Origin of the sequence: Laedolimicola ammoniilytica, from assembly GCF_025567165.1 — a bacterium.
Classification (GTDB): Bacteria; Bacillota; Clostridia; order Lachnospirales; family Lachnospiraceae; genus Laedolimicola; species Laedolimicola ammoniilytica.
On record NZ_JAOQKC010000005.1, the window covers coordinates 176,471 to 193,817 of the forward strand.

13 protein-coding genes and 1 riboswitch are annotated in these 17,347 nt (G+C 52.0%); of the genes, 5 read left to right on the forward strand and 8 right to left on the reverse strand.

The features are described from left to right. Window positions 1-149: 149 nt before the first annotated feature. Window positions 150-1,187, forward strand: a complete 1,038-nt coding sequence (locus OCV63_RS05635) for a LacI family DNA-binding transcriptional regulator (RefSeq protein ID WP_158362597.1) — start codon at window positions 150-152, stop codon at window positions 1,185-1,187. 426 nt (window positions 1,188-1,613) lie between these two features. Further along, a riboswitch (cyclic di-GMP riboswitch) is annotated at window positions 1,614-1,697 on the reverse strand. A gap of 122 nt (window positions 1,698-1,819) precedes the next feature. Here the strand turns inward: OCV63_RS05635 and OCV63_RS05640 are convergent. Further along, window positions 1,820-3,622, reverse strand: a complete 1,803-nt coding sequence (locus tag OCV63_RS05640) for an L-fucose isomerase (protein WP_158362599.1) — start codon at window positions 3,620-3,622, stop codon at window positions 1,820-1,822. Window positions 3,623-3,820: 198 nt separating this feature from the next. Between OCV63_RS05640 and OCV63_RS05645 the strand changes: the two genes are divergently transcribed. Both OCV63_RS05645 and OCV63_RS05650 read left to right on the forward strand, forming a co-directional pair. Continuing rightward, a complete protein-coding gene (locus OCV63_RS05645) occupies window positions 3,821-4,744 on the forward strand; it encodes an AraC family transcriptional regulator (RefSeq protein ID WP_158362601.1) in 924 nt (307 codons plus the stop codon). A 14-nt stretch (window positions 4,745-4,758) separates the two neighbouring features. After that, window positions 4,759-5,238, forward strand: coding sequence for a ribonuclease FAU-1 family protein (locus tag OCV63_RS05650; RefSeq protein ID WP_158362603.1), 480 nt, complete (start codon window positions 4,759-4,761; stop codon window positions 5,236-5,238). A 184-nt stretch (window positions 5,239-5,422) separates the two neighbouring features. Here OCV63_RS05650 and OCV63_RS05655 read toward each other — a convergent pair whose 3' ends face one another. The 6 genes from OCV63_RS05655 to OCV63_RS05680 all read right to left on the reverse strand — a co-directional run bounded on the left by OCV63_RS05655 (window position 5,423) and on the right by OCV63_RS05680 (window position 13,210). Continuing rightward, window positions 5,423-5,908, reverse strand: a complete 486-nt coding sequence (locus OCV63_RS05655) for a deoxycytidylate deaminase (RefSeq protein ID WP_158362605.1) — start codon at window positions 5,906-5,908, stop codon at window positions 5,423-5,425. 186 nt (window positions 5,909-6,094) lie between these two features. Further along, window positions 6,095-6,724, reverse strand: coding sequence for a uracil phosphoribosyltransferase (gene upp, locus OCV63_RS05660; RefSeq protein ID WP_158362607.1), 630 nt, complete (start codon window positions 6,722-6,724; stop codon window positions 6,095-6,097). A gap of 32 nt (window positions 6,725-6,756) precedes the next feature. After that, entirely contained in the window at window positions 6,757-7,191 is a 435-nt protein-coding gene (gene rpiB / locus OCV63_RS05665) for a ribose 5-phosphate isomerase B (protein WP_158362609.1), read from the reverse strand. Between the two features lie 260 nt (window positions 7,192-7,451). Next, a complete protein-coding gene (locus tag OCV63_RS05670; RefSeq protein WP_158362631.1) occupies window positions 7,452-8,141 on the reverse strand; it encodes an N-acetylmuramoyl-L-alanine amidase in 690 nt (229 codons plus the stop codon). A gap of 150 nt (window positions 8,142-8,291) precedes the next feature. After that, window positions 8,292-10,490, reverse strand: coding sequence for a YhgE/Pip domain-containing protein (locus OCV63_RS05675; RefSeq protein WP_158362611.1), 2,199 nt, complete (start codon window positions 10,488-10,490; stop codon window positions 8,292-8,294). Further along, complete coding sequence (locus tag OCV63_RS05680) at window positions 10,487-13,210, reverse strand: YhgE/Pip domain-containing protein (protein ID WP_158362613.1); 2,724 nt, start codon at window positions 13,208-13,210, stop codon at window positions 10,487-10,489. The genes OCV63_RS05675 and OCV63_RS05680 overlap by 4 nt, the downstream gene beginning before the upstream one ends. 160 nt (window positions 13,211-13,370) lie before the next feature. Here OCV63_RS05680 and OCV63_RS05685 point away from each other — a divergent pair, with 160 nt between their 5' ends. Then, entirely contained in the window at window positions 13,371-13,940 is a 570-nt protein-coding gene (locus OCV63_RS05685) for a TetR/AcrR family transcriptional regulator (protein WP_158362616.1), read from the forward strand. Between the two features lie 121 nt (window positions 13,941-14,061). Here OCV63_RS05685 and OCV63_RS05690 read toward each other — a convergent pair whose 3' ends face one another. After that, window positions 14,062-15,852, reverse strand: a complete 1,791-nt coding sequence (locus OCV63_RS05690; protein WP_262670658.1) for a glycosyl hydrolase family 18 protein — start codon at window positions 15,850-15,852, stop codon at window positions 14,062-14,064. Window positions 15,853-16,415: 563 nt separating this feature from the next. Between OCV63_RS05690 and OCV63_RS05695 the strand changes: the two genes are divergently transcribed. Continuing rightward, on the forward strand, window positions 16,416-17,174 hold the full coding sequence (locus OCV63_RS05695) for an adaptor protein MecA (RefSeq protein WP_158362618.1): 759 nt from the start codon (window positions 16,416-16,418) through the stop codon (window positions 17,172-17,174). The last annotated feature ends 173 nt before the right edge of the window (window positions 17,175-17,347 follow it).

Here is a 17,347-nt window from a genome sequence, read left to right on the forward strand (position 1 = left end):
TTTTTCACAATTTCCGTGCTGTTTCAAGGCTTTCGAAGATTTCGGGAAAATATTTCATTTTTAGAACTAGACACGAGCACAATTTTCTGATATGCTGTAATCAACGTATATAAAAAGTATAAAGTATGCTATGCAGGGGGCAATAAACAGTGAGTGTTACCATAAAACAGATTGCTGAGCTGGCGAATGTGTCCCGTGGCACCGTAGACAAGGTCTTAAATGATCGTCCGGGCGTGAAGGCTGAGACCAAGGCGAAGATTCTTCAGATTGCCAAAGAGCTGAATTATCAACCCAACTTTCTCGGCAAGGCACTGGTGCAGAGTAAGGAACCTACGAAGCTGGGTATCGTTCTGACACCAGACTATAATCCGTTCATTCAGGCTATTTTAAAAGGAATCCGGCAGGCTACCGACGAGTTCTCACCTTTCGGACTGAAGATCGATGTTAAGATGCTGACGACACTGGAGGCAGCCGAGCTTATCAGTATTTTAAATGAGATGAGTATTAACGGTTACAGCGGCATCGCCGTATTTCCGATTGATGATACACAGGTAAAGAATAAGATTAATCAACTGGTGGACGAGGGAATCGTGGTCATGACCTTCAATTCCCGGATCGACGGCATCCACGACCTCTGTTTTCTGGGTCAGGATCACGTCCAGGGAGGCGTGGCTGCAGGCGGCCTGATGGGGCATCTGCTGCCGGATGGCGGCGAAGTCGGCGTCATCATCAGCTCCACCAGCTTGTCCTGCCACCAGTGCAGACTGAAGGGCTTCCAGGAAAAGCTGGCGTCCCGTTATCCTGATCTCCACATCGTAGATATCAAGGAAAATCAGGACCGTAAGGACGAGGCATTCAAATACACGCTGGAATACTGCAACCGTTACCCGAACCTGAAGGGCATCTACATCACCGGAGGCGGCATCGGCGGCGTGGGAACGGCTCTGGATATCGCAGGCAAGGCCGGCAAGATCAAGGTCATCTGCCATGATCTGGTTCCAGATACCCTGACATTACTCCAGAACGGCACCGTGGACTTCGCCATCGGCCAGAGCGCCACCAATCAGGGCTATCAGATCGTCAAGATCCTCTTTGATTATATTATCAAGAAGCAGAAGCCCTCATCCTATTACATTAAAGTGCCTATCACCATCGCGACAGAAGATACCATCGACTGTTTCGAATAATCAATTGTCCAACCTTGTTATGTCCGAAAAGAGCTGCCAGTGGCGGCTCTTTTTGGCTCTCCACAACAAGAAAGAATCCTGCGAAGTAGGATTCTCCGCCTGCGGCGGGTCGCTTTAGCGACATGATTCCATTCCGCCGCAGTGCGATCCCCCGGAGGGGCTTTTTGCTCTATAGGAATCATAGCTTTCACACTTTAATGTAACACGGTATTTCCTATAGAGCAAAAAAGCGCAGGAAAACGCCGGAGACTTCCGTCCCCGGCGTTTTCCCGTGATCTCTCACATTCCCCTCTTATAAGAGCCCCTCTCCTCCACCGTTCTGGCAGCTTTGAGAAACTCTTATCCTATAAAAAATGCTGCAACAGGCGTCAAATTGAGCGCACGAATCACAGCATCCAAACATATCAGAATTCTTTTCGGATTTCTAATAGCAACCGGCTGTCATAGTTTTACCCTTAGACCCATCTGGCTTTGCGTCCCTGCTTTTCAACAGGTTTGCCCTATATTCTCTTTTGCAGCATGGCTTATTTTAACAGACTTTTTCCTATATTGCAAGAGCAACTTTTACATACCAGTTCAAAAGAGGCATGACGCTTCGCGCCATGCCTCCTGAAATAATCTTTTTAATGAAATTAACGGATAGTCTTGTACAGCGGGCCGTATGCCTTGCATGCGCGGAAGTCCTGTCCCTCTTTGTCCATACCGAATGCGTTCCATGCTGCCGGACGGAAGATCTCCTCCTCCGGAACGTTGTGCATGCATACCGGGATTCTTAAGATGGAGCAAAGGGTAATCAGGTCTGCTCCGATATGGCCGTAGCTGATAGCGCCATGGTTTGCGCCCCAGTTGTTCATCATATCGTAAGCAGTCTTGAATGCGCCCTCGCCTGTGCAGCGCGGCGCGAACCATGTGCAGGGCCATGTATAGTCTGTTCTCTTCCACAGAGTATCGGATACATCATCCGGCAGGTTGATGGTCCAGCCCTCTGCAATCTGCAGAACCGGTCCAAGTCCCTTTACCAGGTTCAGACGAATCATGGTAGCCGGCATCTCAGCTCTGGTCAGGAAACGGGAGGAGAATCCGCCGCCACGGAAGTAGCCGTTGTCAGCTGCGTTCCAGGTGGTTGCTTCCATAATCTTCTTCTGATCCTCTTCGGTTACGTCCCACCACTGCTTCATGGTGCCGTTGCCATTCTCATCCTTTACTTCGCCGCAGGCATCCAGACAGCATGCGCCAGAGTTAATCAGATGGATAAAGCCGTCAGACTCTTTTGCCTTACCTTCCAGATCATAACCGGTAACTCTCTTTACTGCGTCGCCGCTCCAGTAGGTACGAACGTCCGCGAACATCTGAGCGCGGCCAGTCAGAAGCTTCATGAACAGCATGCCCAGACCGTTCAGTACGTCATTCTCGGTAGCCAGTACATACGGCTCTCTTGCGCCTTCCCAGTCGAAGGAGGTGTTCAGCATCGCCTCTGCGAAGTCTCCGTTCGGGTAGAAGTCTGTCCACTGTCTCTGTCCTTGGAAGCCTGCTGCCAGAGCGTTGTGTCCGATAGCTTCCTCAGAGAACTTCGGATCCAGCTTGTCGCAGCCGTTCATCAGCTCTTTGATGATAACAGCCATCTTTACGACGAACTCGAACTGCTCTTCCTTCTGCTCCTCTGTCATCTGAAGCTCAGGCGGGTTCTTGTCGAAGCCGATAGTACAGGTCTCCTTCGCCCACTTCAGAGCCTTCTCGAACTCTTCGTGATCGTAGATACCCTCGGTCATACGACGGATAATTTCTACCTCATCTACAGACTCCACACGCATTCCCAGGTATTCCTCGATGAATTCCGGGCTGATGATGGATCCGCCGATACCCATGGTAACGGAACCAATCTGCAGGTAGGATTTTCCTCTCATGCTTGCTGCTGCTACTGCGGCGCGGCCGAAGCGGAGCAGTTTTGCCTTTACGTCCTCCGGGATGGTCTCGTCGTCAGCATCCTGTACGTCATGTCCGTAGATACCGAATGCCGGAAGTCCCTTCTGTGCGTGGGTAGCCAGTACGGAAGCCAGGTATACAGCGCCCGGTCTCTCAGTAGCGTTCAGTCCCCATACGCCCTTGATGGTCAGCGGGTCGGTGTCCATGGTCTCGGAACCATAGCACCAGCAGGGAGTTACGGTCAGGGTAATGTCTACGCCTGCCTTGCGAAACTTGTCTGCACAAGCCGCTGCCTCACCTACACGTCCGATGGTGGTGTCTGCGATCACAACCTTCACCGGCTCGCCGTTGGAGTAACGGATATTCTCTTCAAACAGCTTTGCCGCTGCCTTTGCCATGCCCATGGTCTGCTCTTCCAGGGAACCTCTTACGTCAAGAGTTCCTCTTCTTCCGTCGATGGTGGGACGGATACCGATTACCGGATAATCGCCAATTAATCTAGATTTTGCCACTTTTAAAACCCTCCATTTTTCAAAAATAGATTTTCACGTTTCTGATGATCACATTATATAACAGTTTATAAAAAAATGCACGTAAATTTCTGTTATGATATGGACATTTTTTGTGCTAGTTGTTATATTTCTTCTATATAAAAGGAACATCTTTTATCAATTTCGACCGAGTTTTTACGTGGCAGGAGATTTTTTATTATGAAAGCTTTCCATGAAGTGCGAAACTACGACTCTGACTATATGGTCTGGCATTCCCGGTACGATAACATCGGGTTTCTGGCCCACTGGCATAAGGAAATTGAGCTGATCTATGTGCGTTCGGGCTCCTGTCTCTTAAGCGTCACCGACCAGACCTTTCTGGCCCGCGCCGGGGATCTGGCGGTCTGCGAGAGCGGGATGATTCATTACAGCGATTCCCACGGGATGGACAATTCCCTTGATTTTATTATTTTCGACACCTCGATTCTCGGACCTATCTTCCAGAATCCCGGGTTCGTGCATCCGTTGGTGACAAAGGAGGAACTGGAGACTCACGGATTGTCTGACCGGCTTACCAATCTCATCGACACCGTTTCCCGGGAGCTGGAGCAGAAGAAGCCCTTTTACCAGGAGGTGGTCACTTCTTCCATCCAGACCTTCTGGGCGCTTCTGAAGCGCTGTCATCCCCGGACTGACGCGGAGCAGCTTCCCGACGGCCGGCGTTCCCGGATGCTGGGGGATCTGCAGGATCTGCTTTCCTATATCGACGAACACTACGCCGACAATATTACCCTGGAGTACGCCGCTTCCCGGATGAATTTCAGCAACAGTCATTTCTCCAGGACCTTTAAGAAGCTCATGGGCATCCATTTCGTCACTTATCTGAACCTGGTCCGGGTGGAACAGGCCGCTTCGCAGCTTCGGAATACCGGGAAGAAAATCACTGACGTGGCTCTGTCCTGCGGCTTCAACAACATTCGCACCTTCAACCGAGTCTTCAAGGACATCACCGGATATACGCCATCGGAGTTTCTGCTGCTGGCGGATCCGGATGTATATAAGAGAACCTATTACAATCGCCGCTCCACGGAGAAAGAGTATGTGGAGCACGATTCTTTAACCCTTGTGAAAAATCATCAGTAAAAGGAGGTTCCGCCATGCCGCAACACCCCACCCTGATTCGCAAACGTCTGATCCCTCTGGAAACCCTGCGTCTGGAAAGGGACGTGGTGGTTCACCGCAGCGACCGGCTGCTGGTCACCCGATGGACCACCATCAAACCCAAGAAAGAGCTGCATCACGGCTCTTCCTGCTTTCTCCTGAAGGAGGGCTGGAAGGTCAGCCGCTTCATCGACCATCAGGGCAATCTGATCTGCTGGTACTGTGATATCATTGCCACCAAATATGATGCTGCTACCGATACCTTCACCTTTACAGATCTGCTGGCGGACGTGCTCATCTACCCCTCCGGTCTGATCAAGGTGGTGGATCTGGACGAGCTTGCCGACGCGGTGGAGCAGAAGCTGATTACCACAGAGCAGCTCCTGGATTCCCTCCGGAAGCTGGACGCGCTGCTGCGGCTGATTTATGATGGGACGCTGCTCCCGGCGCTGGAGGACTACTGGCCGGAGGACTGACACATCCCAAAAGCTCTCTGCATCCACTGTTCTGACTATGTAAACAAATCTTCGGAGTCATTTTTAATACAAAAACGCCGATGTGTAAGAACTTTATCCCGCTGTCAAATATCAGATTTCAAATCCGTTCGATATGCGAAACACGTTCTCACCCATCGGCGTTTTCTTATTTTCTATCTTCTCTTTACACTTCCAACATAATCTGCCGCCCCGTATGATGATAGGGCACCAGCTCCACGCCTGCCGCCCGGAACATGCGCTTGGAGGCCAGTGTCGCGGGGGTATCCGCGTATTTATCGCAGGCATAGACCACGGTCTTCAGACCCGCCTGAATAATAGCCTTGGCGCATTCATTGCATGGGAACAGGGCTACGTAAATCTTCGCGCCCTCCAGACTCCCGCCCCTGTAATTGAGAATGGCATTCAATTCTGCATGGGTCACAAATGGATACTTTGTATCATTGCTTTCTCCGGTTCGGCCCCAGGGAAATTCATCGTCATCACAGCCCTTAGGGAATCCATTATAGCCCATGGACATAATCTTATTGTCCTGACTGACAATGCATGCTCCCACCTGCGTATTCGGATCCTTGGAACGCATTCCTGAGAGCAGCGCTACTCCCATGAAATATTCATCCCAGGTGATGTAATCCTTCCGCTTATCTCCCATGCCTTTACCTCCCATGCTATAAAATATATCATAGTATTTTTATAACAACCCTCACATTTCACTATTCCGCGAGGGTTTTGACATATCCATGTCAAAATCCCGAGTTTTTCACGCGCGAACTTATGCCGACAGGCATACGTTCTGTGCACATCCAAGTGAATTGCCGTGAACTAAGTGAGCGGCAATTTACTTGGTTCCGAAAATTCTGTCACCGGCGTCGCCCAGACCCGGAACGATGTAACCGTTCTCGTTCAGATGCTCGTCCAGGGCTCCGATGTAGATATCTACGTCCGGATGTGCCTCCTGCAGCTTCTTTACGCCTTCCGGAGCTGCGATAACGCACAGGAAACGCATATTCTTTACGCCGCGATTCTTCAGCATCTGGATCGCCGCGATGGCAGAACCGCCGGTGGCCAGCATCGGGTCTACTACGAATACATCTCTCTCGCTGCAGTCCTTCGGGATCTTGCAGTAATACTCTACCGGCTCCAGTGTCTCCTCGTTTCTGTACAGTCCGATATGGCCTACCTTCGCGGACGGAATCATGGTCAGAACGCCCTCTACCATGCCCAGTCCCGCACGCAGAATCGGGATCACGGCCAGCTTCTTACCAGCCAGCTCTTTTACCGTGGTCTTGCAGATCGGCGTCTCGATCTCCACGTCCTGAAGCTTCAGATCCTTCGTTGCCTCATAGGTAATCAGCGCTCCGATCTCGCTGACCATATCGCGGAACTCTCTGGTACCGGTCTCCTTCTTGCGGATAATTCCGATCTTATGGGCAATCAACGGGTGATCCATTACTACTACTTTAGACATTTCTTTTGTCTCCCTTTTCTATAAAATGATTTTTATTCGTGCTCGATTTTACCGATTCTTCTGGCGTGGCGCTCTGCTCCTGAGAACGGGGTGTTCAGGAAGGTGTCCACGATCTTGATGGCCAGGCCCGGTCCTACCACGCGGCCTCCCATGGCCAGGATATTCGCGTCGTTGTGCTGTCTGGTGGCCTCTGCACAGAAGCAGTCGGTACACAGTGCCGCACGGATTCCCTTATAACGGTTCGCGGTGATGGAGATGCCGATGCCGGTTCCGCAGATCAGAATTCCCTTGTCGCACTCTCCGCTCAGGATGGATTCTGCCACCTTCTTCGCGTAATCCGGATAATCCACAGCGTCTTTCGCATTATCGCAGCCGAAGTTCTTGTATTCCAGACCGTTTTTGTCCAGATAGGCAATAACTTCCTGCATCAGATCGTATCCGCCGTGATCGCAGCCTAATGCTATCATTTGTTTGTCCTCCTATCGTAACTGTTCAGTGCCTGACCAGTTACGATGCAAAATCCATGAGAATCGGCTTTGCCGATGGGATTTTGCACCCCTGAATCACTTTCTTACGCCCTCAGCAGCTAGTGCTTCGGGCTGTACTGAACAAATTACATTATTTTAGATGTTTTCAGACTGATTTCACTATCAGTCCACAGTTCTGGGTAAATTATAGCATTTTTTCACAGGAATAGCAACGGATTGTTACAGGTATTTACTCTATATTATGTAAACTTGTTACTGTTCAGATATTTTAAAACACCCATCTGAATCGCCCACACCAGCTTCGCCTGATACTCCTCGTTCTGGAGCTTCGCGCACTCGTCCCAGTTGCTTAGAAAGCCGCACTCCACGATGACCGTGGGCGCCTCCGTCTTCTTCAGCAGATAATAGGTGTCGTTGGCCTTGGCCTGCCGATGGTTTGTGGGCTCCACCACCCGCACCAGCTCTTTTTGGAGAATCTTCGCCAGCTCCCCGCTCTCCTTTGAGGTCTTATAATAGAAGACCTGCGCGCCGTGGATGCTCTCTTCGTGATAGCTGTTCTGGTGAATACTGACCACGCAGGCCGGTTTTTCCCTGTTAATCAGCTCGCAGCGCCGCCGCATATCCTGCACCTTTTTATTGGATGTACGCTCGTCGTAGAGGCCGCCCGCGTCTTCTCTGGTCATCAATACCTCCACGTCCTGCTGTTCCAGGAGATCCCGCAGGGCCAGCGCCATTTTCAGGTTCAGCTCCTTCTCCTGCACGCCGTCCACTCCGATTTTCCCGGGATCGTCTCCGCCGTGGCCCGCGTCAATGATCACCAGTCTGGAATCCGTATGGTTCGCCTGCTTCGACGCCGCCTCCCGCGCGCCGCCATTTTGCCCGCATACCACTGCAGCCACCAGTACCAGCCCGGCCATCAGAACCCCCATCCGCCGCTCCCTGCCCCGAAGCGTCCCCTTAAGCGCCGCAGTCTCTCCTTTTCTATCCTGTATTTTTCCATAAAAATCCATAAAAAATCCGCCATAGATTCTTTTTTAGAATATATGACGGATTCTCTGTATTATTTCCAAAACATCCTGTTAAAACAGCTTCGTGCTCTCCAGCTTCTCCTCAAAATGTTCGTTCCACCTGATAATCGGCATTCTTAAGATCAGGCCGAGGACCAGGGACGGAATCAGGTACAGGAGCAGGGTTCCCAGCTGGTTCCAGTAGTAATTGCCGTAGAAGCCTGCGACTGTTTCACGCATGGCGTTCATGCTGTATACGAAAGGCAGGGCGTTATAGAGCTTCTGGAAGAAGGCCGGTGCCAGTTCGATGGGGAAATTGCCGCCGGTGCCTGCCACCTGCAGTACCATCAGGATGACGCTGACCGCCTTTCCGATATCTCCGAAGGACACGCAGAGGGTGTAAATCAGGTTGACATAAACCAGACTCGTGACCCAGCCTGCCAGCAGGAATAGCAGCGGGCTCTTGCACTGGATTCCCAGGAAATACAGGTCGCCCAAGCAAATCAGGGTTGCCTGCAAAAGTCCCAGAATCAGGAACAGCAGGTATCTGCCCAGATATTTCTGGTAATTCTTTACATTGGTCAGGCCGATGAGCTCTTTCTCCTTCACGCCTGCCTTCAGCATGGCCGCCATTACGACGCCGCCCACCCAGATAGCCAGGGTGGTGTAGAAAGGAGCCATGGCAGAGCCGTAATTCTCCACTTCATAGACATGCTCGGTGGTCAGCTCCACCGGTGTGGAGATAAAGCTGCCCACCACGTCCAGATCCTCGTCCAGCAGGGAATCCATGGTGTCCAGACTGTCGCGGTCCTTTTCACTCCGCAGACGATCTGCCAGATCGGTCAGATCCGCCGCGCCCCGCTCCAGCAGTCCCCGGGAGGTCTTCAATGTCTTCTGAAGCTTCGCCAGATCGGACTCAGTGGAATCCGACAGCTTGTAGACACCGTCCAGTCCCTCGTCCATGGAATCCAGCAGTGTCGTCACCTTCGCGTCCGCATTTCCCACGGAGGAAGCCAGATCCTGCAGATCCTTCTTCACGTGATCCTCATAATCCTTCTGAACAGATGCCGCATTGTCCGCCAGCTTGGCCAGAATTCCGTCCAGCTCCTTCTGGGCTGCAGCCGCATCCGTCGTCAGGGTACCAACCGAAGTCATGGCATCGCCCAGTCCTGTCTTCAGGGTCTGCATCAGGGTGACTGTGGTCCGCAGATCCGCAATCACGTCTCCCAGCCCCACATCCAGGCCCTGCTGCGCCAGGGAAGCATTGGCCGCGTCCAGCTGATCCGCCGCGGAGCTGTAGCCGGTGATCACCGTATCCAGCTTGGTGCTGATATCGCCCAGGGAAGTCTTCAGCTGAGCCACATCATCGGAAGTAGCTGCAGCCTGAATACCCTGCCGGACCGCCTTGGCCATCTCCTGATACAGGGCCGCACTGGATTCCAGCGCGTCGTTCAGTCGGCTGGTCGCGCCGTCCAGAGAATATTTTAACTCATTGACCGTACCCTCCAGCTCACCCAGGGAATCCAGATCCCCGTCGGAACGGGTCTGGGTATCCTTCAGGAATGTGGAGGTGGAATCCAGCATGGTCTGAGTCGCGGAAGCCATGCTCTCAAAAGCGCTGATGGTTCCCGCAGCAGCCGTCAGGTCACTGGAAATATCTTCCAGATTATGAATCAGGTTATCGACGATATCGGACTGGTCCGCCTCGTCTGCCACATTGACTACCGTCTTCATAGCCTCCAGGGCTGCCTTGGAAATGGCTTTCACGAATTTCTCGCTCACCTCGCCCTGCACGGCATCCGCCCGCTTCTCCGTCACAATGGAAGCAATGGCGTTCTTCTTGCCGTTGGCGTAATACTGGAGTTCCGGATTCTTCAGATCCTTTCCTGTGGAAAAGAGGGTCATCATATCCTCGCTGAAGCTCTCCGGCACCACAATGGCCGCGTAGTACTTTCCGGATTTGGCTCCCTCGATGGCTTCTTCACTGTCGGTGAATACCCAGTCCATCTCATCATTTTCATGGAAATAGGTCAGGATTTTATCGCCCAGGTTGATGTCGATAGCCAGCAGATCACCCTGGTAGCCCGCGTCGTCGCTGGCCACCGCAATCTTGATTCCGGAGGTATTCTCATAGGGATCCCAGCTGCCGCCGATGTTGAACCAGGCGTACAGCGTGGGGACCACCAGAATACCAATCATCATAATCATGGCAATGGTGTTGCCTTTTATCTTGCGTATATCTCTCAAAAAAATCTGTAAGATGTTTTTCATGCCCGCTCCTCCTTCAACGCTGCCAGCAGATCGCCGTCAGAAAATCCCTGGAGCTTCAGCTGCTTCTGCATCCGCTCATGCTGATATTCCAGCCAAACCAGGTAAATGGACACGCCAATCAGTGTGCAGATCCAGAGCACCAGGAATACCAGCTTGGACTCCACACTGAACATGAGAATCAGGAAAATCAGCGGTACCACCGCCATGGTCAGGAAGCCGAAGCGTTTCCGATTCTTATAATGCTTCTCAAACCGCGCCGCTCTCCCGCAGAATTCCTCTCTGGCCTCGCTGTCGCTTTGAAGGGCTCTCGCGATCAGCTCCGGCGTCAGATCTGTGGTTTTATCATTTTCCTCGTAAATAATCAGATCCGCCTCCGCAAGCTTCCGGTCAAAGAGCGCGTTCAGGTTCAGGAGCAGCGGCCGCAGCACCAGTCCGATGAACAGGGCCAGCAGGAAATATGCCGCCAGGATACCGATATTTTTCAGCCAGGTGTTGTAATACAGGCCGCCGATACACTCACGCATGGCCGTATTGCTGTAGGTGAAGGGCATCAACCTGTAGATAGCTTTGTAGAAGCCACCCATCATTTCCACCGGGAAAGTGCCTGTGGACCCCGGAATCTGGATGATCACCAGGAATACGAAGATGGCGCGTCCGATATGTTTAAAGGCCGCAGTAATGGCGTAAATCAGACTCAGGTATACCAGCCCCGCGATCACGCCGGTCAGGATGAAGAGTCCCGGGTGTACGCACTGCACCTTTAAAAGATACAGGTCGCCCAGACAGATGATCAGGGACTGCACAATGGACAGCAGGATAAAGAGCATCTGGCGTCCGAAATATGCCTGTGTCAGGGTGAACTTCTTCACCTTCTCATCCTCATCCACCTCCTGCTTCAACAGGGCGATGAGCACCATACCGCCCACCCAGAGCGCCAGGTTGGTATAGAAGGGCGTCATGCCGGAGCCATAATCCTCCACCTCATAGAAGGTGGTGGTGGTCAGGGTCACCGGTGTGGTCATAAATGCGGATACGGCGTCCGGATCCACGTCCTGCAGGTCCAGAATATCCTGATAGGCGTCGGAAGCCCGCAGGGTCTCCAGGTCATTCTGCAGTCCCGCCAGCCGGGCGTCCAGATTCTCCAGAGTGTCGCCGGTCTCTCCCAGAGCCTTGGAGCCTTCCGTCAGGCTCTTGCTCAGCTGATCCATCACGCCCTGCATCTGGGATGCTGTGGCGGAAGCGTCATTCAATGTGGTCTTCAGGTCGCCGGTCACATTGGAAACCGTATCCAGGGAGGTCGCCACGCCCGGAAGCAGGTTATTGTTCAGGCTTGCGCGCACATCCCGCAGGGTGCTCTTACCCTGGGTCAGAATGCCGTCGATACTGGTCTTGGCTGTACCCATGGTTGACATCACGTCGTTGAGCTTGCCACTGTTGGCGTTTACATTAGCCAGGGTCGTGGTCAGGGTTTCGTTCTGCTCCTGCAGCTGACCCAGCGCATATTTCAGCTTGGCCAGGCTGCCGTCTGTGGCTTCCTTCATGGCCTGAACCTCTGCCAGTGTCTTTTCCAGGTAGGCCTTGGTGGCCACAGCCGTCTGATACTTCACTTGATAATCCTCGGTGGCTTTCTCTGCATCCGGACGGGATTCCAGGTAAGCCAGCGACGCATTTACCTCGGCAATTTTCCCATTAATATAATCTATTTTTTCCTGAATCTGTGCGTCCACCACCGGGATCGTCTGCGTCAGTGTCTCAATGGCCTTCTTGCTGTCCGTATCGATCTTCTGGCTGTAGGTCTGGCCCGCCGCCAGCAGCTTCTGGGCCTGAGTGGCCGTAGTCTCCAGACCGGTCAGTTTAGTGGAAGCCGTCGCGTACACATTATTCAGAAGGGTCTCGCCGTCGCTCAGGCTCTGGTCGAAGGAGGAACCAAAGGAGCGCACGCTCTTCCGGCTGCTCGCCAGGGCGTCCTTCGCGTCCTGAAACGCAGTGCTGCCCGCGTCAGCCGCCTCTACTGCCTTGACGAGTGTCGCTTTGCCGTGCTGAATCTGCGTTGTTCCCTGGCTGATGGTCGCCTGGAAATCCGCCAGCACCTGCTGATAGGACTGGAAATTATCCCGCGCATCGGAAATCATGCTGAGGATGTTGTCGTTGGCTGTCTCCAGATCGTCTCCCAGGGACACGCCCAGATCCTGCAGCTCCTCCGCGATGGTCTCGGATGCTACCTTATAGAATTCTTCCTCGATCTTATCCTGAATCGTGGTGGAGCCGGTGTTGGTAATCTTCGGCGCTACCGCGTTCCGTTTCTCGTTTACATAATACTTGATCTCCGGGGAACCCAAGGTTCCGTCCTCAATCTGCAGCAGATCCGCGCTGAAGGTCTCCGGAATCACGATGGCCGCGTAATATTTTCCCGATTTTACGTCATCTACCGCATCCTCTTCATCGGTAAATACCCAACCCAGATCGTCATTCTCTTCCATCTGGTCCAGGATCTGCCGGCCTGCGTCCAGGGTTCGTTTTTTGTTCTCTGCCCCCACGTCATTGTTGGCTACGGCCACCTTAATGTTTGCTGTGTTGCCGTACGGGTCGCGGTTCGCCGCGATATTGAACCACGCGTACAGCGCCGGGATGATACACATTCCCACGGCCACAATGATGGCCGCCGGGGATTTTCCCAGCCGAGAGATATCTCTTTTGAAAATCTCTATCACTTTCTTCATTGTAATTCTGTTCCTCCTCCGGATATCTGCTTTTTACTGTGAATATTCATTGATCTTTCTCTAAAAAATATATTATAATGGAAAAAAAACAAAGAGCAATGACCAGTATGTTTTGTTTCGTAACATACTACACAGTTGTGAATAAAGTGAGTACAGAATCATGGACAAAAGAATCAGTAAGACCCGGGACGCTATCATTGACGCTTATCTGGAATTGATTTTTGAGAAAAAAGAGCAGAAGATTACCATTTCCGAGCTGGCCCAGCGGGCCAACATCGCCCGCAAGACCTTTTACCTCCACTATGAATCCCTGGAGGATATCATGCGGGACGCCGCCCATCGAAAGATAGACGAGCTTCTTCATATTCTTGAGAAAAAGAGATTCTTTTCCAATCCTTTCGAGACGGACGTATTATTTCAGTCTCTGAATCAGCTGATGGAACCGGATATTGAATTTTACCGCTTTCTTTCCAGGGAAAATCCCAATACCTTTTTCTGGACGGAAGTGAAGCGGATTATTATCAGTACCACCGTCGAGGTTTACCAGGATAAGGTGGATTTTCCTGCCCAGGAGCTGCGGCTTTACGCGGAATATTTCGTGGCGGGCGCAGTGGCCGTCTATGTAGCCTGGCTCCGCGGCGAACTGACCCTGCCGCTTTCGGATCTGGCGCGCATCTCCGGGGAGGCTACCTCCCATGGGATTCGGAAACCGAAGGAACTTAAGGCCTAGGATTACGGACGAACGGCATCGGGTTACCATCCGATGAAAAAAGAAAAGGGAGAACACTCTTACAAGCAAGCTTGACGAATGTTCTCCCTTTTCTTTTTTACGCCGTTCTGGTTTTTTACGTTTAGTTGACGTATTTCAAAATCGTATCCCAGATATCCTGCCGCTCAAATCCGAGCTTCCATGCAGAAATACCCGCCAGGTTATATTCTTTAATCAGCGCCGCCTTCAGCGCGATGGATTCCTCTTCCTCCAGCCATACCTTATAGGTCTTGCCGTCGGACACATACTCCGCGTAATACTGGCCCGTGGTCTCGTCCCAGCTCTTTTCCGCGCCGTTGGTGGCCAGAATCTTGTCGATGGCGTCCATGCCGTAGGCTTTGCTGCTGACCACATTCGGTACATAATCATCCGTGTCGGACTCCTGTGCCAGCTCCTCGGCGGTCTTAGGCCGCTCCTCCCAGAGCCTGGTGTAGAAGGGAACCGCATTGATGACCTTCTCCGCCGGAACCTCCTTCAGCGTCTCCTCGATGCCCTCGCGCACCCAGTTAATACTTGCCACGCTTCCGGCCTCCTCGGAGCCCGCGTAATGCTCGTCATACCCCATGATAATCAGGTAATCCGCCACCACGCCCTGCTCGGCCCTGTTATAGAAGCGATTGTGACCCGCCGGACGGTAATTATCCACAGAAAGGATGATGCCGTTCAGGCGGCACATAATGGACAGCTCCCGCAGGAACTCCACATAGCCCTTGGCGGACTCCTCATTGATGTACTCGAAGTCGATATTGATGCCGTCCAGATCGAACTCGATGGCCTTAGCGATCAGATTGCTGACCAGCCGCTGTCTGGATGAGGTCCGGGACAGAATCTCCTTGTCGGTAATGCTGTCCTTGTGGGTGATATCCTCCACCAGCGCCCACACCTCGATGTTGTTCTGATGGCAGTAGTTTACATAAGTCTGGCTTGCCAGAGAATCAATGTTGCCGTCATCATCCTTCAGGAAGAACCAGGTGGGAGAAATGGTGGTCAGACCCTTGGTATTCGCAATGGTCTCCAGCACCTTGCTGTTGGCGTCCGCGTTGGTCACCTGATGCCATGCCATATTGATGGTATAATCCTTGGAAATGTTCGTGTACTCGGGCTCGGTGTAATTGGACTCGGTGGTCTCCTCACCCTTCTGGCCCAGGTATTTATTGCGGATGTAGCCGATGAAGCCATTTGAAGTGCGCACCTTGGTCCAGTCGCCCACGTCCTCCTTCTCCTCCAGCACATACAGGATATCGCCCTTGGCTACATCGGTCAGAATCGGACTCTTGATGCCTGCCCGGTAGCGGACATTACCGTTCTTCTTCACGGTCGCTGTCTCCGCAGTGCCGAATTTGGTCTTGATATTGACGCGGTTTACCTCGTCCGTCATCAGCTCATACTGAATACCGGTATATTTCTGAATATATTTCAAGGCCACATAAGCCGTATCGCCGTCCACCTTCACCGGCGTGTAATCCTCGGTGTAGGACTGCTTCGCCACCGTATAGGTATTGCTTCCCACAGAAGCGGTAATCAGCTCCGTCGGCGTCGTATACAACAGCAGATTTTCCTGGGAATCCCAGTAGAAACGGGAATTCAGGTAATCATACAGGGTATCAGTGGTCACATAGGGCTCGCCGTCGATGATTTTGGCCTTAAAGTCCATCATCTGATCATTTAAAATCACTGCCGCCTCGTCGCCGGTCGTCACCTCAAAATAAGTATTCCAGCTCATGCGCTCCTTGGAGGGGCTATATTTCTCATAAAGGAAAGCGAACATTATGCCTGCCAGAATCAGCACAGCCAGTACAAGTACTGCCAGCATGGGCGCCGCGTTTCGTCTTCCCCGGGATCTTCTTCGTCTCTTTCGTTTTGTCGTTGCCATAGCAGAAACCTCCTATCGGGTCTATCATAACAGAATTTTCTTCCCACGTCACCCATTTTCGACAGGTTTTACGGCATTTTTTCAGCGGATGAAGCTTACGGCCCGGTCTGTAAGGCTCGGAGGGGACCTCGCCTGTTTTCACGACTTCGGGCCGCAGCCGCCCGCTCCCCAAAAGGAGATCGTGATATATTATTCCGGAAAAGACCGCCGTTACTCTCTCTGAAAACTCTTTATCTGTCAATCGTGGAAAACGCACCGATGCGGTGCCTGAGAAATACGGTTCATCCGCCATGGCGGACCTCCGTAGATAAAAGCCTGGCTTACCCTGGGCTTCTGTAAAAATCGTGTTCTGCGCTGCCTCCCTTCCCCGGGCGGCTTTTCCAGATTCATTATAACCTTCTCTTTCCCCAAAATGCAAGCAAATTGGAAAATTTATGAAATTTTTAGACATGGCCAGAATTTTTCACAATTTCCTTGCAGATTCAATATTGTATCTCCCTGCTGTTTTGTATATAATAGAGTTGAAACCCTTTTGAGATTTTATTTATTGGATGTGAGGATATATGAAGATAGAAAAGATAAACGACAACCAGATACGCTGCACCCTGACCAGAGACGATCTGAATAACCGTCAGATCAAGCTCAGTGAACTGGCCTACGGTACAGAAAAGGCAAAAGAGCTGTTTCGGGATATGATGCAGCAGGCAGCCATCGAATTTGGTTTCGAGGCTGACAATATTCCGCTGATGATCGAAGCGATCCCCCTGCCCAATGAATGTATCGTCCTGATCATTACCAAGGTAGAGGATCCGGAGGAGCTGGATACCCGCTTCGCCAAATTCGCGCCGGGCGGCGACAATACCGTTCCCGCTCCTGAGGAGTTGGGCGACCTGGGCGGTCTCCTGCCGGAAGGCGCTGACAATGTCTTAGACATGTTCAAGAAGCTCATTGAAAAGAAGCTTCAGGACTCCACCGCCTCCAGCAAGGAGGAGCAGGCAGAAAAGGCCGTCTCTCTCGCTTCCGAGATTGACCTGACCCGCCTGTATTCCTTCCCGGATCTGGATACGATCATCGACGCGGCCCATGTGCTTCAGGGCTTCTATCAGGGTCACAACTCCCTGTACCGTCTGAAGCGGGACGGCGACTACTGCCTGATTATCCACAAGAGCAGCCACACCCCGGAAGAATTCAACAAGATTTCCAATATTCTCTCCGAGTACGGCAGCAACGAAAGATACTCCTCCGCAGGCGAGGCTTACCTGGCTGAGCATGAGGATCTGCTGATTGCAGGCGAGGCGCTGCAGAAGCTGGCTGGACTGTAAAACAGACTGCATAACGAATCCCCGGACTCTGTTCTGTTATTTTCCGAATCTACGGAAGCATCTACAGAACAGAATCCGGGGGTTTAGACTAAAAAATTATAAACGAAGTAGTCTCTAAAAGCGCATTTCCCCCTTACCCCATAAATTTGTTGATTTTCAAATCTATGCAGCTG